Origin of the sequence: Vogesella sp. AC12 (assembly GCF_024437575.1) — a bacterium.
Taxonomy (GTDB): domain Bacteria; phylum Pseudomonadota; class Gammaproteobacteria; order Burkholderiales; family Chromobacteriaceae; genus Vogesella; species Vogesella indigofera.
Genome location: NZ_JANFNU010000003.1, coordinates 115,065 through 139,412, shown reverse-complemented (window position 1 = coordinate 139,412; position 24,348 = coordinate 115,065). Strand labels below are relative to the sequence as shown.

At 65.0% G+C, this 24,348-nt stretch carries 23 protein-coding genes; 19 read left to right on the top strand and 4 right to left on the bottom strand.

The genetic code is table 11. The annotated features are described in order from the left end of the window. The first annotated feature begins 77 nt into the window (after nucleotides 1–77). From mraZ to lpxC, 16 genes are all read left to right on the top strand, one after another. Nucleotides 78–524: a division/cell wall cluster transcriptional repressor MraZ gene (gene mraZ / locus NOM55_RS07005; RefSeq protein ID WP_047965923.1), complete on the top strand. Its 447-nt coding sequence runs from the start codon at nucleotides 78–80 to the stop codon at nucleotides 522–524. Continuing rightward, entirely contained in the window at nucleotides 521–1,480 is a 960-nt protein-coding gene (gene rsmH / locus NOM55_RS07000; protein WP_120810237.1) for a 16S rRNA (cytosine(1402)-N(4))-methyltransferase RsmH, read from the top strand. The genes mraZ and rsmH overlap by 4 nt, the downstream gene beginning before the upstream one ends. Further along, nucleotides 1,477–1,755: a cell division protein FtsL gene (ftsL, locus tag NOM55_RS06995; protein WP_255908011.1), complete on the top strand. Its 279-nt coding sequence runs from the start codon at nucleotides 1,477–1,479 to the stop codon at nucleotides 1,753–1,755. Before rsmH ends, ftsL begins: the two co-directional genes overlap by 4 nt. Next, the gene (locus NOM55_RS06990) at nucleotides 1,752–3,506 is read left to right on the top strand and encodes a penicillin-binding protein 2 (protein ID WP_047965925.1); all 1,755 of its coding nucleotides are present in this window, start codon (nucleotides 1,752–1,754) and stop codon (nucleotides 3,504–3,506) included. Before ftsL ends, NOM55_RS06990 begins: the two co-directional genes overlap by 4 nt. Then, nucleotides 3,503–4,993: a UDP-N-acetylmuramoyl-L-alanyl-D-glutamate--2,6-diaminopimelate ligase gene (locus NOM55_RS06985; protein ID WP_255908010.1), complete on the top strand. Its 1,491-nt coding sequence runs from the start codon at nucleotides 3,503–3,505 to the stop codon at nucleotides 4,991–4,993. Before NOM55_RS06990 ends, NOM55_RS06985 begins: the two co-directional genes overlap by 4 nt. Beyond that, nucleotides 4,977–6,350 carry a UDP-N-acetylmuramoyl-tripeptide--D-alanyl-D-alanine ligase gene (gene murF / locus NOM55_RS06980; protein WP_255908009.1) on the top strand — a complete coding sequence of 458 codons (1,374 nt, stop codon included), beginning with the start codon at nucleotides 4,977–4,979 and terminating at the stop codon, nucleotides 6,348–6,350. Before NOM55_RS06985 ends, murF begins: the two co-directional genes overlap by 17 nt. Nucleotides 6,351–6,355: 5 nt before the next feature. Continuing rightward, complete coding sequence (gene mraY / locus NOM55_RS06975; protein ID WP_305118873.1) at nucleotides 6,356–7,438, top strand: phospho-N-acetylmuramoyl-pentapeptide-transferase; 1,083 nt, start codon at nucleotides 6,356–6,358, stop codon at nucleotides 7,436–7,438. Between the two features lie 12 nt (nucleotides 7,439–7,450). Further along, nucleotides 7,451–8,818 (top strand): UDP-N-acetylmuramoyl-L-alanine--D-glutamate ligase, encoded by a 1,368-nt coding sequence (murD, locus tag NOM55_RS06970; protein WP_255908008.1) that lies wholly within the window; start codon nucleotides 7,451–7,453, stop codon nucleotides 8,816–8,818. Beyond that, complete coding sequence (gene ftsW / locus NOM55_RS06965; RefSeq protein ID WP_255908178.1) at nucleotides 8,818–9,981, top strand: putative lipid II flippase FtsW; 1,164 nt, start codon at nucleotides 8,818–8,820, stop codon at nucleotides 9,979–9,981. Before murD ends, ftsW begins: the two co-directional genes overlap by 1 nt. A gap of 125 nt (nucleotides 9,982–10,106) precedes the next feature. Continuing rightward, nucleotides 10,107–11,198 carry an undecaprenyldiphospho-muramoylpentapeptide beta-N-acetylglucosaminyltransferase gene (gene murG / locus NOM55_RS06960; RefSeq protein ID WP_255908007.1) on the top strand — a complete coding sequence of 364 codons (1,092 nt, stop codon included), beginning with the start codon at nucleotides 10,107–10,109 and terminating at the stop codon, nucleotides 11,196–11,198. A 38-nt stretch (nucleotides 11,199–11,236) separates the two neighbouring features. Further along, nucleotides 11,237–12,631, top strand: coding sequence for a UDP-N-acetylmuramate--L-alanine ligase (gene murC, locus NOM55_RS06955; RefSeq protein ID WP_047965932.1), 1,395 nt, complete (start codon nucleotides 11,237–11,239; stop codon nucleotides 12,629–12,631). A 50-nt stretch (nucleotides 12,632–12,681) separates the two neighbouring features. Next, a complete protein-coding gene (locus NOM55_RS06950) occupies nucleotides 12,682–13,593 on the top strand; it encodes a D-alanine--D-alanine ligase (protein WP_255908177.1) in 912 nt (303 codons plus the stop codon). Continuing rightward, nucleotides 13,583–14,314 (top strand): cell division protein FtsQ/DivIB, encoded by a 732-nt coding sequence (locus NOM55_RS06945; protein WP_255908006.1) that lies wholly within the window; start codon nucleotides 13,583–13,585, stop codon nucleotides 14,312–14,314. The genes NOM55_RS06950 and NOM55_RS06945 overlap by 11 nt, the downstream gene beginning before the upstream one ends. A 42-nt stretch (nucleotides 14,315–14,356) precedes the next feature. Then, entirely contained in the window at nucleotides 14,357–15,568 is a 1,212-nt protein-coding gene (gene ftsA, locus NOM55_RS06940; protein WP_202902695.1) for a cell division protein FtsA, read from the top strand. A gap of 48 nt (nucleotides 15,569–15,616) precedes the next feature. Next, nucleotides 15,617–16,801 (top strand): cell division protein FtsZ, encoded by a 1,185-nt coding sequence (gene ftsZ, locus NOM55_RS06935; protein WP_047965934.1) that lies wholly within the window; start codon nucleotides 15,617–15,619, stop codon nucleotides 16,799–16,801. A gap of 98 nt (nucleotides 16,802–16,899) precedes the next feature. Then, nucleotides 16,900–17,811, top strand: a complete 912-nt coding sequence (lpxC, locus tag NOM55_RS06930; RefSeq protein WP_255908176.1) for a UDP-3-O-acyl-N-acetylglucosamine deacetylase — start codon at nucleotides 16,900–16,902, stop codon at nucleotides 17,809–17,811. A 69-nt stretch (nucleotides 17,812–17,880) separates the two neighbouring features. Here lpxC and asd read toward each other — a convergent pair whose 3' ends face one another. From asd to NOM55_RS06910, 4 genes are all read right to left on the bottom strand, one after another. Beyond that, complete coding sequence (gene asd, locus NOM55_RS06925; protein WP_120810228.1) at nucleotides 17,881–18,726, bottom strand: archaetidylserine decarboxylase; 846 nt, start codon at nucleotides 18,724–18,726, stop codon at nucleotides 17,881–17,883. Nucleotides 18,727–18,811: 85 nt separating this feature from the next. Next, nucleotides 18,812–19,717, bottom strand: a complete 906-nt coding sequence (locus NOM55_RS06920; protein WP_120810227.1) for a DMT family transporter — start codon at nucleotides 19,715–19,717, stop codon at nucleotides 18,812–18,814. A 12-nt stretch (nucleotides 19,718–19,729) separates the two neighbouring features. Beyond that, complete coding sequence (locus NOM55_RS06915) at nucleotides 19,730–20,263, bottom strand: CNP1-like family protein (protein WP_255908005.1); 534 nt, start codon at nucleotides 20,261–20,263, stop codon at nucleotides 19,730–19,732. Nucleotides 20,264–20,265: 2 nt separating this feature from the next. After that, nucleotides 20,266–21,039 carry an NRDE family protein gene (locus NOM55_RS06910; RefSeq protein WP_255908004.1) on the bottom strand — a complete coding sequence of 258 codons (774 nt, stop codon included), beginning with the start codon at nucleotides 21,037–21,039 and terminating at the stop codon, nucleotides 20,266–20,268. An 88-nt stretch (nucleotides 21,040–21,127) separates the two neighbouring features. Here NOM55_RS06910 and NOM55_RS06905 point away from each other — a divergent pair, with 88 nt between their 5' ends. The 3 genes from NOM55_RS06905 (at nucleotide 21,128) to NOM55_RS06895 (ending at nucleotide 24,283) form a co-directional block, all read left to right on the top strand. Continuing rightward, nucleotides 21,128–21,358, top strand: a complete 231-nt coding sequence (locus tag NOM55_RS06905; protein ID WP_047965939.1) for a sulfurtransferase TusA family protein — start codon at nucleotides 21,128–21,130, stop codon at nucleotides 21,356–21,358. A gap of 56 nt (nucleotides 21,359–21,414) precedes the next feature. After that, nucleotides 21,415–22,446: a dihydroorotase gene (pyrC, locus tag NOM55_RS06900; protein WP_255908003.1), complete on the top strand. Its 1,032-nt coding sequence runs from the start codon at nucleotides 21,415–21,417 to the stop codon at nucleotides 22,444–22,446. A gap of 229 nt (nucleotides 22,447–22,675) precedes the next feature. Beyond that, on the top strand, nucleotides 22,676–24,283 hold the full coding sequence (locus tag NOM55_RS06895) for a peptide ABC transporter substrate-binding protein (RefSeq protein ID WP_047965967.1): 1,608 nt from the start codon (nucleotides 22,676–22,678) through the stop codon (nucleotides 24,281–24,283). Nucleotides 24,284–24,348 lie beyond the last annotated feature (65 nt).

Sequence of the window (24,348 nt, the reverse complement as noted above, 5' to 3'; positions counted from 1 at the left end):
CTATAGTGGCGAAAAGTGGGGCAATGTGGGTAATTGTGGAGTGTCAGCGCATTAATTTCAGGTGATGTGACAACAAAATGATCGGCGGCGTAAGTCTTGTCTCTCTCGACAGCAAGGGGCGTCTGGCCATTCCGGCCAAGCACCGGGAGACACTGTTGTCCGCGTTCGGTCATCGCCTGGTAATCACGCTGGAATCGTCCGAGCACCTGCTGTTGTACCCCGAAGCCAACTGGAAACCGGTAGAAGAGCGCTTGCTGAAGCTGCCGGCCGCCAACCCGGCCCTGAAGCGCTACCAGCGCCTGATGCTCGGCCACGCCGACCTGCTGGAGATGGATGCCGCCGGCCGCATCCTGCTGCCGGCGCGGCTGCGCGAGCTGGTCAAGCTGGACAAGGAAGTGGCGCTGGTGGGTATGGGTAACCGATTTGAATTGTGGGATGCCGTCGAATGGGACGCGCAGACCAATGCTGCCCTGGCGTTGGATCCGGCCGACCTGGCGCAGCACCTTGGAGATTTTACACTTTGACCGACGCAGTTTTTGTTCACCGCACGGTGCTGCTCGACGAAGCCGTAGAGGCGCTCGCCATCCGCAAGGATGGCGTTTACGTTGATTGCACCTTCGGGCGCGGCGGCCACAGTCGCTTGATTTTGTCGCAGCTGGGCCCGACGGGCCGGCTGATCGCCTTCGACAAGGACCCGGAGGCGATTGCGGTCGCCACCGCACTGGCGGCCAGCGATGCCCGCTTTACCATCGTGCACAACGGCTTTGCCGCCTTTGCCGCCGAGCTGGACGCGCTGGGCGTGGCCCAGGTCGACGGCGTGCTGATGGATCTGGGGATTTCGTCCCCGCAAATTGACGACGGACGCCGCGGTTTCAGCTTCCGTTTTGACGCGCCGCTGGACATGCGCATGGACACCACCCGCGGCCAGACGGCCGCGCAGTGGCTGGCCACGGCTGACGAGGCGGATATTGCAGAGGTTATCAAGACTTATGGTGAAGAGCGGTTTGCTCGCAAGATCGCAGCAGCCATTGTTGCGCACAGGGCTGAACGTCCCCTCGAAACGACGCGTGAGCTCGCTGTGCTCGTTGGGAAAAACGTCCGTACTCGCGAACAAGGTCAGGACCCCGCGACGCGAACCTTCCAGGCGATCCGGATCTACATCAACCGCGAGCTGGACGAGCTGAAGGAAATCCTGCCGCAAACGGTGGCAAGGTTGGCCGCAGGCGGTCGCCTGGCGGTGATCAGCTTCCACTCGCTGGAAGACCGCATCGTGAAGAACTTCATTCGCGATGCCAGCACCACCGACAAGCTGCCGTCGTGGGTACCGGTGCGTGCCTGCGACATCCCCGAGGCGGCGATCAAGCCGGTGGGCAAGGCGATCCGCTGCAGCGAGGCGGAAGTGGCCGCCAACCCGCGTTCGCGTAGCGCGATCATGCGCGTGGCGCAGCGTATCGGCGGGCAGTGGCAGGGCACAGAGTGAGCCTTAACAAGCTGAATGCGGTACTGCTGCTGCTGTTGGTCCTGTGTGCGATGTCGGTAGTGAGTTCCACCCACGTGGCACGCAAGCTGTACTACGAGCTGGAAAAAGAACAAAAGCTGGCACGCCAGCTGGATGTGGAGTACGGGCAGTTGACGCTGGAACAGAGCACCTGGGGCGCGCATGCGCTGATCGAGAAGACCGCCGCCGCGCGGCTGCAGATGCTGACGCCGAGCCAGCGCCAGGTGCACGTGATCACGCCTGAGGGCGTGCGATGAGCCGGGTGTACACGCCGCGCTACCAGCAGAACCTGAAGCCGGCGATGCGGCTGGCGCCGGGACGGGTCACCGTGGTGCTGCTGCTGCTGGGCGCGCTGCTGCTGGCCTTGCTGGCACGGGCGATCTACCTGCAGGTGGTGCAGCAGGACTTCCTGCAGAACCAGGGCGATGCGCGCTTCCGCCGCACGCTGCTGCTGGAGGCCAACCGCGGCGAGATTACCGATCGCAATGGCGAGCCGCTGGCGATCAGCACCCCGGTGCAGTCGATCTGGGCCAGCCCGGTCGACATGGAGCTGGGCACGGTGCCGGCCGCCAAGCTGCAGCAGCTGGCGCGGCTGCTGGAAATGCCGCTGGACGAAGTGAAGCGCAAGCTGTCGGACAACAAGCGCGAGTTCGTCTACCTCAAGCGCCAGATCAGTCCGGCGCTGGCGCAGCAGGTGATGGCGCTGGAGATTCCGGGGGTGGCGAAGCAGCAGGAATTCCGCCGCTACTACCCGGCTGGCGAGATGCTGGCCCACGTGGTCGGCTTTACCGGCGTGGACGGCAAGGGGCAGGAAGGTTTCGAGCTGACGCGCGAAAAGATGCTTGCCGGCAAGCACGGCAGTCGCACGGTGCTGAAGGACCGTCGCGGCCACATCGTGGAAGACCTGGCGGTGATCGAGCCGCCGCGTGACGGCCAGACGCTGCAGCTGTCGATCGACAAGCGCATTCAGTACCTCGCCTACCGCGAGCTGAAGGCGGCGATGGAAGTAAACAAGGCGAAAGCCGGCGGGGTGGTGGTACTGGATGCCCGCACCGGCGAGGTGCTGGCGCTGGCCAACACCCCGTCGTACAACCCGAACAACCGTGCGGTGCTGGAGCCGGAAATGCGGCGCAACCGCGCGGTGGTGGACATGTTCGAGCCCGGCTCGACCATGAAGCCGTTCCCGATCGCGATGGCGCTGGATGCCGGCAAGGTGACGCCGGACACGGTGTTCGACACCCAGACCTACCGCATCGGTCCGGCCACGGTGCGCGATACGCATCCGAAGCCGGCGATGACGGTGACGCAGATCATCCAGAAGTCGTCGAACGTCGGTTCGTCGAAGATGGCGGCGATGTTCTCGCCGGAGGATATGTGGACGTTTTACCGGCAGGCCGGCTTCGGGCAAAGCCCGCAAACCGGTTTTCCGGGTGAAAGTGCCGGCCGCCTGCGCGACTGGCAGAACTGGCGCCCGATCGAGCAGGCCACCATGTCGTTCGGTTATGGCGTCTCGGTCAGCCTGTTGCAGCTGGCGCGTTCGTACACGGTGTTTACCAACCGCGGCGCGTTGTTGCCGGTGTCGTTTACCCGCCTCGGTGCACCGTTGCCGGGCAAGAGCCTGATCAAGCCGGACACCGCGAAAAAGATGCGCGACATGATGGTGACGGTGACGGAAGAAGGCGGTACCGCGGTGCGCGCCCAGGTGCTGGGCTACCACGTTGGCGGCAAGTCCGGTACCGCGCGCAAGCTGGTCGGTGGCGCCTATGCGGCCAACAAGCACATCGGCCTGTTTGTCGGCTTTGCGCCGGCGACCACGCCACGGCTGATCGTGGCGATGATGATTGATGAACCGGGTGCCGGTGCCTACTACGGTGGTGCGGTGGCCGGGCCGGCGTTTTCCAACATCATGGCCGGCAGTTTGCGAATTCTGGGGGTCGAGCCGGATGCTCCCTCCAACAATACATTGATTCCGGAACACCAGATTTCGGAAGTGCGGGAAGAAACATGAAAACAAGCTTGATCGACTTGCCTGACTGGGACCCTGCCGTGTTGCAGGGTTTGGGCGTCGCCATTTCCCGCGTCGAGGCGGACAGCCGCCGCGTGTTCCCCGGTGACGTGTTCCTCGCCTGCCGTGGCGAGTACAGCGACGGCCGCGACTTCATCGCCGCCGCGCTGGAAAAGGGCGCCGCCGCGGTGCTGTGGGATGACGCCGACGGCTTCGTCTGGAACCCGGCGTGGCAGGTACCCAATCTGGCGGTGCCGCAGCTGCGCGAGCGCGCCGGCATCGTCGCCGCCCACGTCTACGGCTACCCCAGCCGGGACATGGCGGTAATCGGCATTACCGGCACCAACGGCAAGACCTCGATCTCGCACTGGCTGGCGCAGGCCTACGCGCTGCTGGGCGAGAAGGCGGCGCTGATCGGCACCGTCGGCAACGGCTTTTACGGCGCGCTGACCGAAACCACCCACACCACCCCCGACCCGATCACCGTGCAGCAGAAGCTGGCGGAATACCGTCGCCAGGGCGCGCACATGGTGTCGATGGAGGTGTCCAGCCACGGCCTCGACCAGTTCCGCGTCAATGGCGTCAGCTTCCGCAGCGCGGTGTTCACCAACCTGACCCGCGACCACCTTGATTACCACGGCACCATGGCCGAGTACGGCGCCTCCAAGGCCAAGCTGTTCCACTGGCAGGGGCTGCAGCACGCGGTGATCAATGTCGACGACGCCTTCGGTCGCCAGCTGGCGAGCGAAATTGACCAAAGCCGCACCCGTGTCATCAGCTACGGCCTGGAGCAGGGCGACGTGCGCCCGCTGAGCCTTGCGGCCAACCTTGATGGCCTGCAGCTCTCCGTCACCACGCCGTGGGGCGATGCCGAGATCAAGAGCCCGCTGCTGGGCCGCTTCAATGCGGCCAACATGCTGGCCTGCCTGGCGGTGCTGTGCGCCAACGGCGTGACCCTCGACGACGCGGTGCGCGTGCTGGGCAAGATCCAGCCGGCACGCGGTCGCATGCAGCGCATTGGCAGCAGCCTGGAGCCGCTGGTGGTGGTCGACTACGCACACACGCCGGACGCGCTGGAAAAGGCCTTGGCCACCCTGGCCGAGATCCGCCCTGCCGGCGGCAAGCTGTTCTGCGTGTTCGGTTGCGGTGGTGATCGCGACAAGGGCAAGCGGCCACTGATGGGCGAGATCGCCGAGCGCATCGCCGACGTGGCGGTGGTGACCAGCGACAACCCGCGCAGCGAAGCGCCGGCGGCCATCGTCGCCGACATCGTCGCCGGCATGCAGGCACCGGGCCATGTCGAAATCGACCGCGCCGCCGCCATCCACTGGGCGGTGGCCAATGCCCGCGTCGGCGACGTAATCCTGATCGCCGGCAAGGGCCACGAGGAATACCAGGACATCGCCGGCGTGAAGCAGCCGTTCTCCGATTTCCGCGTTGCCGAAGACGCGCTCACCGCCTGGGGGGCCAACGATGCTGCCGCTGTCTGACGCCGCTCGCCTGTTGTCCGGCGAACTGGCCGGCAGCGACGCCGTGTTCCAGCGCGTGGTCACCGACAGCCGCGCGGTGCAGGCCGGCGACCTGTTCGTGGCGCTGAAGGGTGACAACTTCGACGCGCATGACTTCGTGGCCGAGGTACTGGCCAAGGGCGCGTTTGCGCTGGTGCGCCGCGACTTTGCGCCGGCTGGCGGCAGCGTGATCCGTGTCGACGACACCCGGCTGGCGCTGGGCACCTTGGCCGCCGCCTGGTGCGCGCGGCTGGACGTGAAGCGCATCGGCATCACCGGTTCCAACGGCAAGACCACGGTCAAGGAGATGGTGGCCGCCATCCTGCGCGCCCATGCCGGCAACGCCGCAGTGCACGCCACTGCCGGCAACTTCAACAACGACATCGGCCTGCCGCTGACGCTGCTGGCGTTGCGCCCGGCGCACCGCTACGCGGTGATCGAGATGGGCATGAACCACTTTGGCGAGATCCGCTACCTGAGCGGCCTGACCCGGCCACAGGTGGCGCTGGTCAACAATGCCATGCGCGCGCATCTGGGCGGCGGCTTCGACAGCACCGCCGACATCGCCCGCGCCAAGAGCGAGATTTTTGAAGGCCTGAGCGCCGACGGTGTCGCCATCATCAATGCCGACGACGCGCAGCAGGCGATCTTCACCGCCGCCGCCGGCCAGCATCGCCAACTGCGCTTTGGTTTGTCCGCTGCGGCCAACGTCTACGCCCGCGACATCGTCGCCAGCGCCACCGGCAGCCGCTTCGTGCTGTGCTGCCCGCAGGGCGAGCAGGCGATCGAACTGCCGGCCGCCGGCGAACACAATGTGCGCAACGCGCTGGCCGCCGCAGCGGTGGCGCTGGCACTGGACGTGCCGCTGGCCGCCATCGCCGCCGGCCTGGCCGCCTTTGCCGGCGTCAAGGGCCGCCTGCAGCTGAAGCCAGCCGCTTGCGGTGCCACCGTGATCGACGACAGCTACAACGCCAATCCGGATTCGATGAAGGCCGGTATCGACGTGCTGGCTGCCTATCCGGCACCGCGCGTATTCGTGATGGGGCAGATCGGCGAGCTGGGCGACACCGCGCCGCAACTGCACGCCGAAGTCGGCACCCACGCCCGCGCACGAGGCATCGAAACCCTGCTGTGCCTCGGTGAGCTGGCGCAGCATGCCGCCGCAGCCTACGGTGCCGGCGCCGAGTATTTCGACGACATCGACGCGCTGCTGGCGCGGCTGGATGCCGTGGTCACCCCGGCCAGCACGGTGCTGGTCAAGGGTTCGCGCTTCATGCGCATGGAACGGGTCGTTGCCCATCTGGTAACCCCACAACAACAAGAAAACGGGAAGGGCTAAACGTGCTGCTGTTACTGGCTGAACTGCTAAAGGACCACATCCGGGCTTTCAACGTCCTCAACTACGTCACGCTGCGCGCGGTGATGGCGGCGCTGACGTCGCTGGTGATCTCGCTGTGGCTGGGGCCGTGGGTGATCGCCAAGCTGACCGAACTCAAGGTCGGCCAGGCGGTGCGCAGCGACGGCCCGCAGACGCATCTGGTGAAGACCGGCACCCCGACCATGGGCGGCACGCTGATCCTGCTGGCGATGAGTGTCACCACCCTGCTGTGGGCCGACCTGTCCAACCAGTACGTGTGGCTGCTGCTGGCGGTGACGCTGGGCACCGGCGCGCTGGGTTTCTACGATGACTGGCGCAAGGTGGTGTACAAGGACCCGAACGGGGTCTCCGCCCGCTTCAAGATGGCGTGGCAATCGACCATCGCCATTGCCGCCGGCGTGTTCCTGATCACCACCGCCAAGCTGCCGGCATCCACCGAATTCATCATCCCGTTCTTCAAGAACGTGATCTATCCGCTGGGCGGCATCGGCTTCTGCGTGCTGACCTACTTCGTCATCGTCGGCACCTCCAACTCGGTCAACCTCACTGATGGCCTTGATGGCCTCGCCGCGCTGCCGGTGGTGATGGTGGCTGCCGGTCTGGCGATCTTCGCCTACGTCGCCGGCCACGCGCTGTTCTCCAAATACCTGGGCATGCCCTTCGTGCCCGGTGCGCACGAGGTGGTGGTGTTCTGCGCCGCCATCTGCGGCGCCTGCCTCGGCTTTCTGTGGTTCAACGCCTACCCGGCACAGGTGTTCATGGGCGACGTCGGCGCGCTGGCGCTGGGCGCCGCGCTGGGCACCGTGGCGGTGATCGTGCGCCAGGAAATCGTGCTGCTGATCATGGGCGGCCTGTTCGTGGTCGAGGCGCTGTCGGTGATGATCCAGGTGGCGTCGTTCAAGCTCACCGGCAAGCGCGTGTTCCGCATGGCGCCGCTGCATCACCACTACGAACTCAAAGGCTGGAAAGAGACCCAGGTGGTGGTCCGCTTCTGGATCATCACCATGATGCTGGTGCTGGCAGGTCTTGCCACGCTGAAACTGCGCTAAGGAAAGCTGACCATGGATCTGGCTAACCGTCACATCATCGTTATCGGCCTCGGTGACACCGGCGTGTCCGCCGCCCGCTGGCTGCTGGCGCACGGTGCGCGGGTGACGATGGCGGACAGCCGCGACAATCCGCCGAATGCGGCCGCCGTTGCGGCCAACCTTGGCTCGGTGTCGCTGCGTCTGGGCGCCTTCAGCGACGCTACCTTTGCCGATGCCGACATGCTGATGGTCAGCCCCGGCGTCAGCGTCCGCAGCCCGGCCATCGCCGCCTTTGCCGCCGCCGGCGGCGAGGTGGTCGGCGACGTGGAATTGTGGGCACGCGCCATTGCCGTCAGTGGTGCGCGGGTGATCGCCATCACCGGCTCCAACGGCAAGAGCACCGTCACCAGCCTGGTCGGCCACCTGTGCGAGGCCGCCGGGCTGGATACCGTGGTGTGCGGCAATATCGGCCTGCCGGTGCTGGACGCACTGGCCGCGCGCGAAGCCGCCGGGCGGGCACCGGAGGTGTGGGTGGTGGAGCTGTCCAGCTTCCAGCTGGAAACCACGCGCAGCCTGCAGGCGGACGCGGCCACGGTGCTGAACATCTCCGAAGATCATCTGGATCGCTACCACGACCTGCTCGATTACGCGCACAGCAAGACCGCCATCTTCAACGGTGACGGCGTGCAGGTGCTGAACCGCGACGACGTGTTCTGCCGTGCGATGGTGCGCGCCGGACGACGGGTGGCGTGGTTCTCGCTGCGTGAAGACGCCGATTACGCATTGCAACAGACGGATAGCCGTTACCAGCTGGCCATCGCCGGACAGGCGGTGTTCGACTGTGCCGACATGCCGCTGCAGGGCCTGCACAACGCGGCCAACGCCTTGGCGGCACTGGCGCTGTGCGAGGCGATCGGCCTCGCGCGCGAACAGCTGCTGCCGGCACTGAAAACCTTCCGTGGCCTCGCGCACCGCGTCGAGTTCGTCGCCGAGTTCGACGACGTGATGTACATCGACGACTCCAAGGGCACTAACGTCGGCGCCACCGAGGCGGCGCTGAACGGCATGACCCGAAAGGTGGTGCTGATCGCCGGCGGCGACGGCAAGGGCCAGGATTTTGCGCCGCTGGCGCCGGCCTGCGCCCGTATCGCCCGCGCGGTGGTGCTGATCGGCCGTGACGGCCCGCAGATCGGCGCCGCGCTGGCCGACAGCGGCGTGCCGCTGGTGGCGTGCCAGACGCTGGAGGACGCCACCCGCGAGGCGGCCAGCCTGGCGCAGCCCGGTGACGTGGTACTGCTGTCGCCGGCCTGCGCCAGCCTCGACATGTTCAAGAATTACGCGCATCGCGCCCAAGTGTTTGTCGACACCGTCGCGCAGCTGCAAGCGGAGCGTCTATCGTGATGCACGCCGCGCGCAGCCGCTACCACCACAGCACCGCCATCACCGTGATGGACGAGGCGCTGATGTGGGCGATTGCGCTGTTGCTGTCGGTCAGCCTGGTGATGGTGTTCTCGGCGTCGATTGCCAACGCCGAGGCCGATCCGGCGACCAACAGCCCGTACTTCTACCTGATGCGCCACATGGTGTTCATGGTGATCGGGCTGTCGGCGGCGGCGCTGACCTTCATGGTCCCGATGGCGTGGTGGCAGCAGTACGCGGGCAAGTTTTTCCTGTTCGCCGGCTTCCTGCTGGTGCTGGTGCTGATTCCCGGCATCGGCCGGGTGGTGAATGGGTCGCGGCGCTGGATCAACCTGATCGTGCTGAATTTCCAGCCGTCGGAAGTGATGAAGCTGGCGGCGGTGATCTACGCTGCCGACTACACCGTGCGCAAGGCGGCCAAGCTGCACAGTTTCAGCCAGGGTTTCCTGCCGATCCTGATGGCGATCGTGGTGGTGGCCTTCCTGCTGCTGGCGGAGCCGGACTTCGGCGCGCTGATGGTGGTGATGAGCATCACCATGGGCATCGTGTTCCTCGGCGGTATCAACCTGCGCATCTTTGCCGGTCTGGCGCTGATGGCGGTGGCGGCGATCGGCTTGCTGATCGTGACCTCGCCGTACCGGGTGAAGCGGGTGCTGGGTTTCCTCGATCCGTGGGAAGACCCGTACGGCAAGGGCTATCAGCTGTCGCACTCGCTGATCGCCATCGGCCGTGGCGAGTGGCTGGGCGTCGGCCTCGGCGGCAGCATCGAGAAGCTGTTCTACCTGCCGGAGGCGCACACCGACTTCATCATGGCGGTGATCTCGGAAGAATTCGGTTTCATCGGCATCTGCGTGGTGCTGGGGCTGTATGCGTGGATCGTGCGGCGTGCCTTCCATATCGGCACCGAGGCGAAGAAGCTGGAGCGTTATTACCCGTCGCTGGTGGCACAGGGTATCGGCATCTGGTTGGGGATTCAGACCTTCTTCAATGTCGGCGTCAACATGGGCTTGCTGCCGACCAAGGGCCTGACCCTGCCGCTGATGTCGTTCGGCGGCTCGGCCATGCTGTGCAACCTCGCCTCGCTGGCGGTGCTGTTGCGGGTGGATTATGAAAACAGGCGTTTGATGCGGGGCTTCAAGGTTTAAAAGCCGCGTAGCGGCGAAGGAAAAACAGGCAGTGAGGCTTCAGGGTTTGAAGCATTACGCTGCGGCCAACGTTGGCCGCAGGTGAACGGAATCAGGGGCTACGGCCCGGAGTTGAGAAAGAAAAGATGACTAAACGCACGGTGATGGTAATGGCGGCAGGCACGGGTGGACACATCGTCCCCGGCATCGCTGTTGCCCGCGAGCTGCAACAGCGCGGCTGGCAAGTGCTGTGGGTCGGCACCGAGCGTGGCATGGAAAACAAGCTGGTGCCGCCGACCGGCATCCCGCTGATCCGGCTGGCGTTCCACGGCGTGCGCGGCAAGGGGCTGCTGGGGTCGGTAAAAGGCGTGCTGCAGCTGGGGGCCGCCTTTGTGCGCAGCCTGAAGCTGATGTTCGAACACCGCCCGGACGTGATTCTGGGCATGGGCGGCTACGTGTGCCTGCCGACCGGCCTCGCCGGCGCGCTGCTGTGGAAGCCGCTGGTGATGGTCAATGCCGACGCCGGCCTGCTGCTGAGCAACAAGGCGCTGCTGCCGTTTGCCGACCATCTGGCCTGCGGCTTTGACGGCGAGGCCGCCAGGCTGAACAAGGCGGTGGTCACCGGCAACCCGGTGCGCGCCGAGATCGAGCAGATGACGCCGCCGGCCGAGCGCTTTGCCGGCCGTACTGGCCCGCTGCGGGTGCTGGTGGTCGGTGGCAGCCTGGGTGCCAAGGTGCTCAACGACACCCTGCCGCAGGCGCTGGCGCTGCTGCCGGCCGAGGCGCGGCCGCTGCTGACGCACCAGACCGGCGACAAGAATTTCGACGCGGTGCAGCAGGCGTACGCCAGCGCCGGGCTCAAGGTTGGCCGCGACGTGACGCTGCTGCCGTTTATCGACAATATGGCCGCGCTGCTGGCCGACTGCGACGTGATCCTGTGCCGTGCCGGCGCGATCACCATCAGCGAACTGTGCGCCGCCGGCGTGCCCAGCATCCTGGTGCCGCTGGTGGTGTCCACCACCTCGCACCAGCGCGACAACGCGGCGTGGATGGCGGCCCATGGCGCGGCCATCCATCTGCCGCAACAAGACATGAATCCGCAGCAACTGGCGGCGCTGCTGGCAGGGCTGACCCGCCCACAGCTGCTGCAGATGGCCGAACAGGCGCGAACGCTGGCCAAGCCGGCCGCGGCAGCCAAAGTGGCTGACCTGTGCCAGGCGCTGGCGGATACCGAATAGGACTGGGCCCGAACGGGGCCCGAGCAAGAGAAGACACCATGAAACATCGCGTCAAACACATACACTTTGTCGGTATCGGCGGCGTCGGCATGTGCGGCATCGCCGAGGTGCTGCTGAACCTGGGCTACACCGTGTCCGGTTCCGACATGGCCGACAACGCCGCCACCAAGCGCCTGACCGAGCAGGGCGCGCGCATCTTCTTTGGCCATGATGCCACCTATATCAAGGGCGCCGACGTGGTGGTGACCTCTACCGCGGTGAAGGCCGACAACCCGGAAGTGCAGGAAGCCCAGGCCAAGCACGTGCCGGTGATCCCGCGCGCGATGATGCTGGCCGAGCTGATGCGCTTCAAGCAGGGCATTGCCATCGCCGGTACCCACGGCAAGACCACCACCACCAGCCTGACCGCGTCGGTGCTGGGTGCGGCCAACCTTGATCCGACCTTCGTGATCGGTGGCAAGCTGACCGCGGCCGGCACCAATGCCCGCCTCGGCAGCGGCGACTACCTGGTGGCCGAGGCCGACGAATCGGACGCCTCCTTCCTCTATTTGCAGCCGGTGATGTCGGTGGTGACCAATATCGACGCCGACCACATGGACACCTACGACCACAGCTTCGACAAGCTGAAGCAGGCCTTCGTCGACTTCATCCACCACCTGCCGTTCTACGGCCGGGCCGTGCTGTGCGTCGACGACGAGCACGTGCGCAGCATCGTGCCGCAGCTGAAAAAGCCGGTCACCACCTACGGTCTGGACGACAGCGCCGATGTCTACGCCGAGAACGTGGTCGCCGATGCCGGCCAGATGCACTTCGACGTGGTGGTCAAGGCCGACGGCCTGCGCTTCCCGGTGACGCTGAACATGCCGGGCCGCCACAACGTGCTCAACGCGCTGGCGGCTACCGCCATCGGCCTGGAGTGCGGTGCCGAGGTGGAGGCGATCCAGCGTGGTCTTGCCGAGTTCGCCGGTGTCGGCCGCCGCTTCCAGCGCTACGGCGAACTGCCGGCCAAGGATGGCGGCAGCTACACCCTGATCGACGACTACGGCCACCATCCGGTGGAAATGGCGGCGACGCTGGCCGCGGTGCGCGGCGCCTTCCCGCAGAAGCGGCTGGTGCTGGCGTTCCAGCCGCACCGTTACAGCCGCACCCGCGACCTGTTCGAGGACTTCGTCAAGGTATTGAACGGTGTCGACTGCCTGTTGCTGGCGGAAGTGTACGCCGCCGGCGAGGCACCGATCGTGGCTGCCGACGGCCGCGCGCTGACGCGGGCGGTACGGGTCGGCGGCAAGGTGGAGCCGGTGTTCGTCGAGCAGATCGCCGACATGCCGCAGGTGATCAGCGACATGGTGCGTGACGGTGACGTGGTGATCACCATGGGCGCCGGTTCCATTGGCGGCATCCCGGCCAAGCTGGTCGCGGCGAGCAAGGCATAACCCAGGACAAGGTTGGCCGCGTGCAGCTCACGCGGCAGCAAGGAAACATGATGAAGCAATTTGGCAAGGTGGCAGTGATCATGGGTGGCAGCTCCGCCGAGCGCGAAGTGTCGCTGATGAGCGGCAACGGCGTGCTGGCCGCGCTGCAGAGCAAGGGCGTCGATGCGCACAAGTTCGACCCGTCGGAAAAACCGCTGACAGCGCTGCAGGAAGAGGGCTTTGCACGCGTGTTCAACATCCTGCACGGCCCGTTCGGCGAGGACGGCACGCTGCAGGGTGCGCTGGAGAGCATGGCCATTCCCTATACCGGCTGCGGCGTGATGGCGTCGGCGATCTGCATGGACAAGTGGCGCACCAAGCTGCTGTGGAAGGGCGCCGGCCTGCCGATCCCTGACTTCGAGCTGCTGAGCGACGACAGCGATTTCGACGCCATCGAGGCCCGCCTCGGCCTGCCGATCTTCGTGAAGCCGTCCACCGAAGGCTCCAGCATCGGCGTCACCAAGGTGAAGGAACACGGCGGCCTGAAGGCGGCGTACGAAGAGGCGCGCCAGTACGACGAGATCGTGATTGCCGAGCAGTTCATCGGCGGCGGTGAGTACACCTGCGCCATCATCGACGGCAAGGCCTACCCGACCATCAAGATCGAGCCGGCCACCGAGTACTACGACTACCAGGCCAAGTATTTCCGCGACGACACCGTCTACCGCTGCCCGTCCGGCCTTGCGGCCAACGTTGAGCAGCGTGCGCGCGAGCTGGCGTTGCAGGCTTTCCGCGTGCTGGGTTGCCGTGGCTGGGCGCGCATCGACTTCCTGATGGACGAGGCCGGCGGCATTTATTTGCTGGAGGCCAATACCAATCCGGGCATGACCAGCCACAGCCTGGTGCCGATGGCGGCGCGGGTCGAGGGGCTGTCCTACGAAGATCTGTGCGTACAGGTGCTGGCGGCAGCTCATGTGGGATAACCATGCGGTACTGCGCGCGCTGGCGAACATGCTGTTGCTGGCCGCGCTGCTGATGTTGCTGTACAGCGCCGGGGTGTGGTTGACGCACTCGCCGCTGTTCCCGGTCAAGCGGATCGCGATTGGTGGCCAGTTCGTGAAGGTGACACCGGTGCAGTTGAAGTACATCGCGCAGCACGAGCTGTCCGGCACCTTCTTCACGCTGGACATCAACAAGACGCGCGGTGCGTTCGAGAAGCTGCCGTGGGTGCGCGAGGCGCAGGTGAGGCGGACGTGGCCGGACCGCCTGCAGATCACCATCGCGGAACACGTCGCGGTGGCGCGCTGGGGCGAAAGCGGGTTGATCAGCAAGGAAGGCCGCTGGTTCGATGCGGCCAGTGACCAGCCGCTGCCGGTGCTGTTCGGGCCGGCGGGCAGTGAAAAGGAAATGGTACAGGCCCTGCACACGTTCGGGCCGGTACTGGCTCAGGCCAGGCTGAAAGTGCGGCAATTGTGGTTGAGCGAACGCCGCGCCTGGAAGATGGAACTGGATAACGGGGTAATGCTGGAGCTGGGACGTGGCCCGGTGAAGGAGCGGTTGGCGCGGTTTGTCGAGTACTGGCCGCGCAGCCTGGCCACCATGCCGTATCGCATCGAGTACATCGACCTGCGTTACCCCAATGGATTTGCCGTGAAGATGCCGGATTACAAGGCGGCAAGCACGGCAACAGCAAACAAGCTTTGAGTGTTGGAGCGACAGGTGAGCAAACCTAAAGAAAGCAAGAACATGCTGGTCGGTCTGGATATCGGGACCTCGAAGATCGTCGCGATCGTTGCCGAGGTGCTGGAAGAGGGCCAGATCAACATCATCGGCATGGGCCAGGTGCCGTCGCGCGGCTTGAAGCGCGGCATGGTGGTCAACATCGAGTCCACGGTGCAGGCGATCCAGCGCGCGCTGGAAGAGGCCGAGCTGATGGCCGACTGCAAGATCCACCAGGTGTTTACCGGCATCGCCGGCAGTCACATCAAGAGCGTCAATTCGCACGGCATGGTGGCGATCAAGGACCGCGAGGTGACGCCGATGGACATCGAGCGCGTGATCGAAACCGCGCGCGCGGTGACCATTCCGCCGGATCACCAGGTGCTGCACATCCTGACCCAGGAATACAGCATCGACGGACAGGAAGGCGTGCGCGAGCCGCTGGGCATGAGCGGCGTGCGGCTGGAGGCCAAGGTGCACATCGTCACCGGCGCGGTCTCCGCCGCGCAGAACGTGGCCAAGTGCGTGCGCCGCTGCGGGCTGGAAGTGTCCGACCTGGTGCTGCAGCCGATGGCGTCGGCGATGGCGGTGCTGTCCGAGGACGAGAAGGAACTCGGCGTCTGCCTGATCGACATCGGTGGCGGCACCACCGACATCGCGGTGTACACCAACGGTGCCATCCGCCATACCGCGGTGATCCCGATTGCCGGAGACCAGATCACCAACGACATCGCCATGGCGCTGCGCACCCCGACCAAGGAAGCGGAAGACATCAAGATCCAGCACGGTGTGGCGCTGGTGTCGCTGGCCGATGCCTCGCAGATGATCGAGGTGCCGGGCGTCGGCGAGCGCGGTCCGCGCCAGATGTCGCGCGCCACGCTGGCCGAAGTGATCGAGCCGCGGGTGGAAGAACTGTTCCAGCTGGTGCAGCAGGAGCTGCGCCGCAGCGGTTTCGAGGAAGTGTTGTCGTCCGGCATGGTGATTACCGGCGGCGCCAGCCTGATGCCGGGCATGGTCGAGCTGGCCGAGGAAGTGTTCCACATGCCGGTGCGTATCGGCGTGCCGAAGTATGTCGGCGGTTTGTCGGAGGTGGTGAAGAATCCGCGCTTCTCGACCGGCGTCGGCCTGTTGCAGTACGGCAAGGACCAGATGAATCCGCGCGCCCACCACAAGGTGGACGATGGCGGCGTAGGACAAATGTTTCAAAAAATGAAAGCCTGGTTTGCCGGAAATTTCTGAGCATGACCAGGGTCTCGGGTTCGCTCATCTTTTAACAGGAGAGAAAAAATGAGCATGGTATTCGAAGTAATGCAGGAAACCGCCTCCGAGGCGGTGATCAAGGTGATCGGTGTTGGTGGTGGCGGCTGCAACGCCATCGACAACATGATCGACAATCTGGTGAACGGCGTGGAATTCATCTGCGCCAACACCGATGCCCAGGCGCTGAAGCGCAACAAGGCCGCGCAGAAGCTGCAGCTGGGTAACAACCTGACCCGCGGTCTGGGTGCCGGTGCCAATCCGGAAGTTGGCCGCAGCGCCGCGCTGGAAGACCGCGAACGCATCGCCGAGATGCTGCGCGGCGCCAACATGGTGTTCGTGACCGCCGGCATGGGCGGCGGTACCGGGACCGGCGCCGCACCGGTGGTGGCGGAAGTGGCCAAGGAAATGGGCATCCTCACCGTCGGCGTGGTGACGCGTCCGTTCGACCACGAAGGCAAGCGCATGCGCGTCGCCAACGACGGCATCGAGCTGCTGAAGAAGCACGTCGATTCGCTGATCGTGATCCCGAACGAGAAGCTGATGGACGTGCTGGGTGACGACGTGTCGATGCGCGACGCCTTCCGCGCCGCGGACGACGTGCTCAAGGGCGCCGTGGCCGGGATCTCGGAGGTGATTACCTGCCCGGGCCTGATCAACGTCGACTTTGCCGACGTGCGCGCGGTGATGGGCGAGATGGGTCTGGCGATGATGGGGTCGGCGTTTGCCTCCGGCATCGACCGTGCCCGCGTCGCCGCCGAACAGGCCGTGGCCAGCCCGCTGCTGGACAACATCACGCTGGAAGGTGCCCGTGGCGTACTGGTGAACATTTCCACCGCGCCGGGTTGTCTGAAGATGAGCGAATACCGCGAAATCATGTCCATCATCCGCCAGTACGCCGACGATGATGCGCAGGTGAAGTTCGGTACCGCCGAAGTGGAAGACATGCCGGAAGACACCATCCGCGTGACACTGATCGCGACCGGCCTCGGCCAGAAGCCGCAGACCAGCCGTGACGAGCGTCCGGAATACATCAAGATCGTGAAGACCGGTACCGACAATATCGCGATGGAAGTGGACTACAACGAGCTGGGCAACACCCCGGCCGTGATGCGTAGCCGCAACCGCCGTGCCACCGGTGCCGCCGACTTCTCCGATCCGTCGGTCAGCGAGTCGTTCGACATTCCGGCCTTCCTGCGCAAGCAGGCGGACTGATAGCGCAGACCTATAGTCGGTATCCGGTCAATCAATAAAGCACTAGCGTGAGCTGTGCTAGAATCGGTGTCACTGTAACGGCTTGAAAGCATGTGATGATTTTGCAGCGCACCTTGAAAAAAGCGATCAGCGCGACCGGCGTAGGCCTGCATTCGGGAGAAAGGGTGAAACTGACCCTGAACCCGGCGGCGCCCGATACCGGCATCGTGTTTCGCCGTACTGACCTGCCCGAGCCGGTCAGTGTCAAAGTGCATCCTTCGCTGGTGAACGATACGCGCCTCTCCTCGACGCTGGTCTCCGAGACCGGCGTGCGTATCGGCACCATCGAACACCTGATGTCCGCCTTTGCAGGGCTGGGCATCGATAACCTGCTGATCGACGTCACCGCGGCGGAGATGCCCATCATGGATGGCTCCGCCGCGCCGTTCATCTTCCTGCTGCAAAGCGCCGGCATCGTCGATCAGGCACAGCCGAAGCGCTTCATCCGCGTCAAGCAGGTGGTCGAGGTGGTGGAAGGCGACAAGTGGGTGCGGCTGGCGCCGCACGACGGCTTCAGTGTCGAGCTGTCGATCGAGTTCAACCATCCGGCATTCAACCGTGCGCCGCAGACGGTGCACATCGATTTCGCCAACCGTTCCTACATCGACGAAATCAGCCGCGCGCGCACCTTCGGCTTCATGCACGAGGTCGAGTACATGCGCAGCCACGGTCTCGGCCGCGGCGGCAACCTCAACAATGCCATCGTGATCGACGACGAGTACGTGCTCAACCCGGAAGGGCTGCGCTTTCCGGACGAGTTCGTGCGCCACAAGATCCTCGATGCCATCGGTGACCTGTACATCGTCGGCCATCCGCTGATCGCCGCCTTCAGCGGCCACAAGTCCGGCCATGCGCTCAACAACAAGCTGCTGCGCGTGCTGCTGGATACGCCGGAGGCGTGGGAGTTCGTCAGCTTCAGCGACGAGCACGACGTGCCATCCAGCTTTCACCGCCTGCCCGACGTGGTCTGAAGGTTGGCCGCATGAAAAAACCGCGCTGCGAGTGATCGCCGCGCGGTTTTGCATTGGGACGGGGCCGTCTTAGCGCGGCGTGCTCATCGCTTCGCCCAGGCGCACCGGCTTGGTCGGCAGCCAGGCCGGGTTGAACGCCATGCTGTGCTGCGGGAACAGAAGCACCACGGTGGAGCCGAGCAGGAAGCGGCCCATTTCCTCACCCTGCTTGAGGGTGATGTGCTGGCCGGTATAGGACCACTCGGTGACCTCGCTGCGGCGCGGCGGATTGACCACGCCGTGCCAGCTGGTGGCCATGCTGCCGACCACGGTGGCGCCGACCAGGGTCAGCACCATAGTGCCGAACGCGGTGTCGAACACGCATACCACGCGCTCGTTGCGCGCGAACAGGCCGGGCACGCCGCGCGCGGTGGTCGGGTTGACCGAGAACAGCGCGCCGGGCACGTAGATCATGCGCCGCAGCGTGCCGTCGCACGGCATGTGGATGCGGTGGTAGTCGCGCGGGCTGAGGTAGATGGTGGCGAACTGGCCGTCGGCAAACTGTGCCGCCAGGCTGGCGTCGCCGCCGAGCAGCGCGGTGGTGGAGTAGTGGTGGCCCTTGGCCTGGAAGATCTGGTCCTGCGCGATGTGGCCGAACTGGCTGATGGCGCCATCCACCGGGCAGGTCAGCGCCGCGTCCGCCTGCGGCCGCACGCCGTCGCGCAGCGCGCGGGTGAAGAAGGCATTGAAGGTGTCGTAGCTGGCGATGTCCGGATTGGCGGCTTCCGCCATGTTGACCTGGTAACGGCGCACGAACCAGCGGATCAGCCGCGTGGTGCGCTCGCCGCCACGGGCATTGGCAACCCGGCCGGCAAAGGCGGTCAGCGCCTGCTTGGGCAGCAGGTATTGCGGCAATACGGCAAGACGATCGGACACGATGACACCCTAATTCGAAAAACAGCGGCAGATTATACCGGTGCCGTCGTATCTATCGGGAAAAACCGTGTCGACTGGCCGCCTGTCACTCGGTGAGTGTCAGCTCCGCTGGCTTGCGTTCACGGCTGATCACCACCACCGCCGCCAGGATCAGCGCGCCGCCGGCCAGCTGCGACAGGGTGACGGCTTCGTGCAGGAACACCGCCGCCAGCAGCACGGTGACCACCGGCTCCACCGTCGATAGCAGCGAGGCCTGGGTGGCGTCGGTTTTTTCCAGTCCGGCCAGGAACAGCGTGATGGCAATCACGGTGGAAATCAGCGCGATCAGCGCAATGGCCAGCACGCCGCTGCCGCTCGCCGGTGGCTGCAGCCCCTGCAGGCTGACCACGATGCCATTGCACAGTGCCGCCGACAGCGTCACCACGCAGGCGGCAGCGAGCGGGTGGCCGCGCTCGCGCAGGCGGCTGCCGGCCAGGATGTACAGCGCGTAGATCAGCGCCGCGCCCAGCCCCAGCAGCAGGCCGCGTAGCGAGGTCGACCACTCCAGCCCGATGGTGACCGCCAGCCCGCCCAGCGCCAGCAGCAGCGCCAGCAGGCGGCGTCGGGTCAGCGGCTCGCCGAGCAGGCTGGAGAGCAGGATCACGATCACCGGAAACAGGTACAGCAGCAGCGCCACGGTGCCGGCCGAGGCGTAGTGCAGCGCATTGAAATAACAGGCCGACATGCCGGCGTAGCCGACCGCGCCCATCGCGATCAGCGTCAGCAGGCTACGGCCGCGCGGCCACGGCAGCCGCCGCCACAGCACCCACGGCAGCAACAGCAGCCCGGCGACCAGGAAGCGCAGGAACAGCAGGCTGCCGGTACTGACGCCGTCGGCGTAAGCCTGTTTGGCAAAGATCGCCATCGCGCCGAAGGCTACCGCGGAGAGCAGGATCTGGGCGGGGCCGAGCAGGCTGTGGCCGGGCGACAGGGTGGTGGCTGAGGCGGTCATGGCGGCATCCGTTTACTTTTTGCGCGGTCTGGCGTCCGGCTTGTTCAGGTTGGCCAGCAGCGCTTCGGCGTTGCGTGGCGCCAGGCCGTCCGGGCACAGGTTCTTCAGCATGGTCTGGCGGAAAGGATCGCCAAAGCTGGCCTTCTGCCATTTGGCCTTGGTCGACTCGATCCAGCGCTTGCCCTCGGGGTCGGCAAAGCCGTAGCTGCGCAGGCTGCGCTCGTTGCAGTGCACGCCTTCACGGCTGATGTTCTCCGCGCCCTTGCTGCTCAGCTGGCGCAGGCTGAAACGGGTGACGCCATCGCTGCCGACCTGGATCGAGCCGGCATCGATGAACACGCGCTGCTTGACCTCGCCGGGCATCTCGATCTCGCGCCAGTCGAAGCTGGCCGGATAGTCGGCCAGCGGCACGCTGGCTTCCTGCCACGGGGCTTCTTCCTCGTACCAGTTCTGCTTGCTGTGGACCGGGCGGTCTTTACCCAGGGAGCTGGCCACGGCAAGGTTGGCCGCAACGGCGATGACAAGGGCAGGGGCAAGGTATTTCACGATCATGAGTTCCTGTTGGGAGTGAGGCGCATGGTCTGGCGACGGCGACCGCTTTCACGGCCACCCAGTCCCCAGCTGACTTCGGTAAAGCTTAATTCGCTGCGCGCGTTCAGCATCAGTACCGACGAGGCGCGGGTGCCGTAGTCGCGGCCGTTGATGAACACCGGCGACAGCATCTTTTCCAATGCCAGACCGACGCCGGTATTGGGTAATTGTTCCACCGGTGCCGGGGTCGGGTCGCTCAGCCAGCGCAGGATGTCGTTTTCCGCCGGCGGCCGTGTCTGCTGCTGCAGCTTGGCGCGCAGCTGTTCGCACTTGAACCAGCGGCTGTTCATGTCGGCATTGGACAGCACGTGGATGCCCGGCGGCACGCGGTTGAGCATGCCGCTGCGGCTGTTGAAGTGCAACAGGTTGCGGATCTCGCCGAACAGCAGGTTGAACGGCGCGAACTGGCGGTGCTCGGCCTTGAGCCAGGCGGCGAATTCCAGCGCCGATTCGTTGCCGCTGACAAAGCGCTTGACCAGCTCGCCGCGCGAGCGCGCCGCGCTGCGGGCGTGGCCTTCGCGGATGTGGGTGACGGCGGCAAAGCGGCCGCGTACGTCCATCGCCAGCCAGCTGCCGCCGGCCTGCAGATCGCGGCCGCCGAGCACGTCCGGATGTTCCGGGCGCCAGAAATCCAGCGCCGCGGTGGGGCGGGCGTAATACTCGTCACGGTTGGCCGCCACCAGCAGCGGCCCGCAGGCTGCGGTCTGGTAGGCGAGGGCAATCACACACATATAATGGTATTGCGCACTTGGGCAATCTGCCGGCGCACCTTAAAATAGATCGCTTCATTGTAACGTGTAATGGCAGGGGATAGTTTTCATGCAGCCAGATCTTCACCTCGACCTGTCCGGTCTCAATTGTCCACTGCCGATCCTGCGCGCGAAAAAGGCGCTGGCCGGCCTGACCAGCGGCCAGGTACTGTCCGCCATCGCCACCGACCCCGGTGCGCCGAAGGATTTCGAGGCCTTTTGCCGCCAGACCGGCAATGCGCTGCTGGAGTCGTCCACCACCGACGATGGCCGCTTCCTGCTGGTGATCCGCCGCAAATAAGACACCACCGGCGTTGCCACGGCGGCGCCCGCTTTTTATTCAAGAAAGGTTTTGCCATGCAACTGACCATTACCCGCCCCGACGACTGGCACCTGCACATCCGTGATGGCGAGGCGCTGGCGGCGGTGCTGCCGGATACCTGTCGCCAGATGGGCCGCGCCATCATCATGCCCAACCTGAAACCGCCGGTGACCACCGTCGAGGCCGCCGCCGCCTACCGCGAGCGCATCCTGGCCGCGCGTCCGGCCGGCAGCACCTTCGAGCCGCTGATGACGCTGTACCTGACCGAAACCACCAGCGCCGACGAAGTACGCAAGGCCAAGGAAAGCGGCTTCGTGCACGGCATCAAGCTGTACCCGGCCGGCGCCACCACCAACTCCGACGCCGGTGTGCGCGACGTGAATAACGCGATGGCGGCGCTGGAAGCGATGGCCGAAGTCGGCATGCCGCTCTTGGTGCACGGCGAAGTCACCGACCCTGCCGTGGACGTGTTCGACCGCGAGGCGGTGTTCATCGACACCGTGTTCGAGCCGCTGATGGCGCGCCTGCCGCAACTGCGCGTGGTGTTCGAGCACATCACCACGCAACAGGCGGCGGAGTACGTCGCCGGCGCTGCGGCCAACGTTGCCGCCACCATCACCGCCCACCACCTGCTGATGAACCGCAATGCGCTGTTTACCGGCGGCATCCGTCCGCACCACTACTGCCTGCCGGTGCTCAAGCGCGAGCGGCACCGCGAAGCGCTGCTGAAGGCGGCGACCAGCGGCAGCGACAAGTTCTTCCTCGGTACTGACAGTGCGCCGCACGCGCGCCACACCAAGGAAAACGCCTGCGGCTGCGCCGGCATGTACACCGCCAATGCCGCCATCGAGCTGTACGCCGAGGCATTCGAGGCCGCCGGCGCGCTGGACAAGCTGGAGGCGTTCGCCAGCTTCAACGGCCCGGCGTTCTACGGTCTGCCGCGCAACAGCGACACCATCACCCTGGTGAAGGAAAGCTGGCAGGTGCCGGCGGAAATCACCTACGGCAACGACACGCTGGTGCCGCTGCGCGCCGGCGAGCATGTGTTTTGGAAATGCCTGGCATGAGTAAGGCTCATGCCTTGGCATAAATGTGGTGTTTCTACTCAAATTCTGTGAAAGAAATGCCACGCTTTTTGCTTGTCGTGGTGGCTAGTTCATGTTTTAGTGCTTGTGGCGCACTTTATGGCTGGGCATAATTGCCTCGCCTTTGCGTATTGTATCCATATCGTGCTGAGGGCCAGCCTGGGGTTGGCCCTCGTCGTTTCAAGGAGAGCAGGAGAATATGAAAAAAACCATGACAATCAGTGTGTTGGCAGCTTCCGTTGCCCTGGGCCTGGGCGTATCCGGCGCCGCGTTTGCCGCCAAGGTACCGGCCGGTACCCCGCTGGCCGCTAAGCAGGAAATCGTGCGCAACAACGGTTCCGAAGCGGAATCGCTGGATCCGGCCATCGCCGAGTCGGTGGGCGCCAACAACCTCGTCCGTGACCTGTTCGAAGGCCTGACCGCCACCGACAACGAAGGCCGTGTCGTGCCGGGTGTGGCCGAATCCTGGAAGCAGAAAGACCCGACCACCTGGGTATTCACCCTGCGCAAGAACGCGAAATGGTCGGATGGCTCCAGCGTGACCGCTGATGATTTTGTCTATGGTATTCGTCGTTTCCTCGATCCGAAGACCGCCTCCACCTACGCCACCACCTACGGCACCTTCCTGCTCAACGGTGTTGAAGCCGCCGAAGGCAAGAAGCCGGTAAGCGATGTCGGCGTCAAGGCGCTCGACAAGTTCACCCTCGAAATCAAGACCCCGTACCCGGTGGCCTTCCTGCCGGAAGTGGTATCCAACGGCCAGCTGGGCCCGGTACCGAAAGCGGCCATCGACAAGTTCGGCAAGGACTGGGTCAAGCCGGGCAATATGGTCAGCAACGGCGCTTTCGTGCTGAAGGAGTGGCAGGTCAACAGCAAGGTGGTGCTGGCCAAGAACCCGCAGTACTGGGACAACAAGAACGTGCAGCTGACCCGCGTCACCTACCTGCCGATCGAAGACGGTTTTGCCGACGTGAAGATGTTCCTGTCCGGTGAAAACGACTGGGTGTACCAGCTGCCACCAGGCACCTACGAGAAGTACAAGGCCGAGCTGCCGAAAGACATCCGCAACGCGCCGATGCTGGGCCTGCGTTACTACGGTCTGAACCACAAGGACCCGGTGATGAAGGACGTGCGCGTGCGCAAGGCGCTGAACATGGTCATCGACCGTGACATCCTCGCCACCAAGATCACCGCCGACGGCCAGGTACCGGCCTACAGCGCCATCGTGCGCGGCACCAACGGCGCCGATGTGACCAGCTACGACTGGGCCAAGTGGCCGATGGCGCAGCGCGTGGCCGAAGCCAAGAAGCTGCTGGCCGCCGCCGGCGTGAAGCCGGGCAGCAAGGTCAAGTTCAGCTACAACACCAGTGAATACCACAAGAAGATGGCGATCTTCGCCGCCTCGGAATGGAAGACCAAGCTCGGCCTCAACACCGAGCTGGAAAACATGGAATTCAAGGTGCTGCTGAAGAAGCGCCATGACGGCGAATACCAGATCGGCCGCAACGGCTGGGTGGCCGACTACAACGACGCCACCACCTTCCTGACCCTGGTGCAGTGCGGCTCCGAGCAGAACGACAACTTCAACTGCAATCCGAAGGCCGAAGCACTGATCAAGCAGGGCAACCTGGCGCAGAACCCGGCCCAGCGCAAGCAGCTGCTGACCCAGGCCACCAAGCTGATCATGGATGACTACCCGATGATCCCGCTGCTGCAGTACACCGTACCGCGGCTGGTGAAATCCTACGTCGGCGGCTACACCACCAAGAATCCGATGGACCGCTATCGCAGCAAGGACCTGTACATCATCAAGCACTAAGCTGAGTTGATGGCAGTCTGACGGGGCTTGCCCCTGATGTGCGCAGACCGGGTGTGCTCCTGACG